The sequence below is a fragment of the Pseudonocardia sulfidoxydans NBRC 16205 genome (assembly GCF_007989085.1).
Classification (GTDB): Bacteria; Actinomycetota; Actinomycetes; order Mycobacteriales; family Pseudonocardiaceae; genus Pseudonocardia; species Pseudonocardia sulfidoxydans.
The window spans coordinates 1-1,635 of sequence record NZ_BJVJ01000170.1 but is presented as its reverse complement, the minus strand read 5'-3'; the positions used below and the strand labels follow the sequence as shown (position 1 = coordinate 1,635).

Annotated in this window: 2 protein-coding genes; both read right to left on the bottom strand. The window is 72.2% G+C overall.

Annotated features, from left to right (window positions below):
* A partial coding sequence (locus PSU4_RS30835; RefSeq protein WP_147116195.1) for a hypothetical protein occupies positions 1–479 on the bottom strand: 479 nt, incomplete at its 3' end.
* On the bottom strand, positions 476–1,635 hold a 1,160-nt coding region (locus tag PSU4_RS30830; protein WP_186817288.1), incomplete at its 5' end, for a type IV secretory system conjugative DNA transfer family protein. The genes PSU4_RS30835 and PSU4_RS30830, both read right to left, overlap by 4 nt.

The following is a 1,635-nucleotide window of genomic DNA, read 5'->3' as shown; positions in this document are numbered from 1 at the left end:
CGGGTGTTCCACTCGGCGGCCTGGTTGGGGTGGCTGGCCGGTAGATAGGCCTGGGTGTGGCTGGTGTGCAGCCACGCCACTTGCAGGAACGCGGGCCGGTGCAGCGCCCAGCAGTCCGGGAGCTGGGCGCGGGCGATCTGGTACCAGCCGGCGAGGACGTGGTGGACCCAGTCCCCAAGTGCGACCCATTCCTGTTGTGCGGCGTCGGCGGTCATCGTGAACCAGTCCGCGGGCGGGGTCTGCGTCGTCTCCGTGGCCGCGGTCAGCTCGTCGACCAGGCCGCGCACGCCGTTGAGGTCGCGTTGGACATCGAGGAGCTGGGGTCCGAACTCCGAGACCGTGCTGGCGAGGTCGCCCATGGTTTCCCGGAGCCGGTTGACGTCGTCGCGGACACGGCGCACGTCCGCGGCGAGGTCGAGGACCTGGCTGTCACGGCCAGCCCGCGAGTTGGCTGGTCCTCCGTCGGGTGCGGTGGTCATGTGGTGGCTCCGGCGTGGTCGAGCGGTGGCAGGAAGGGGTCGTGGGGCTGGTCGTCGGTGGGCTGCTTGAGCTGGCGTTGCACGCGGCGGGCGCGTTTGTGGCCGGGTTCGAACTTCACCACGACAGCACGGCGGGCCAGGCCGAGCACGTAGGCGTGCCAGGGCGGCAGCCCGTAGATCGTCTCGCCGCTGATGACCGGCTCGACGGCGACGTGGCGGTTGGTGCTCACCGACCGCCGGCCCAGCCGCCCGCCGCCGTCTTGGACCGACTCTCCGTGGGAGAGCTTCTGCACGTGGCGGCGCCCGGCGAGGTAGGCCAGCTCCTCCAGGTCGTCCTTGCCCGCCACCCCGGGAAGCACGACCTTGGTCGGCAGGTTGGCGTAGATCGTCTTGGCGCGGTCGGGGCCCCAGGTGGTGCGCAGCTGCGCGAGGTCCTGGACGACCGCGGTGACGTCGATGCCCCAGCCGCGGCTGTCGGCGGCCCACTTGTCGAGGGGGACCGGGGTGGTCTGGGCGACCTCGTCGAGGATCATCGCCAGCCCCGTGGGCAGGCGCCCGCCCGGGCAGCCCGCGGCGACGATCTTCGCCTGCCGGAACACGTACTCGGTCAGGGCCGTGATCAGCGGGGAGAGCCGCTTGTCGTCCCCGGCGATCACGAACAGCGCGCCGCCACGCAGGAAGTCGTGGATGTCGAAGGTCTGCCCGGGTGCGGGCCGGCAGGCGGCGGCCACGGTCGGGTTGTCCATGAACCCGACGCAGCTCACGACGGTGGCGAAGTAGCCGGTGCGGGTGTTGGGGCTGGCGGCCAGGTGGGTCTTGAAGGTGCCGACCCATGCGTTCGGGGCGCGGTCGGGGTGGGTTTCGAGGATGCCGACCGGGGTCGGGTCGTCGGGCTTGGTGGCCCAGTAGTGGACCGCGCCCATGTCGTAGCCGGCCAGGGCGGCGGCCATCAGGTAGCAGCGGATGATCTCCTGGGCCTTCTGGGCCCAGAAGTCGGAGCGCTCGATCCCAGCGGCGCCGCCGCCCCCGCGCACCAGTGCCCAGGCCTGGGCGTCGGCGACGGCCTGGTCGCCGCAGCCCTGCACCGGGTCCCAGCCGAATGAGCTGGCGAGCCCGCCGATGTTGGCCGGGTTGAACACGTGCACCGGGCCGCGGC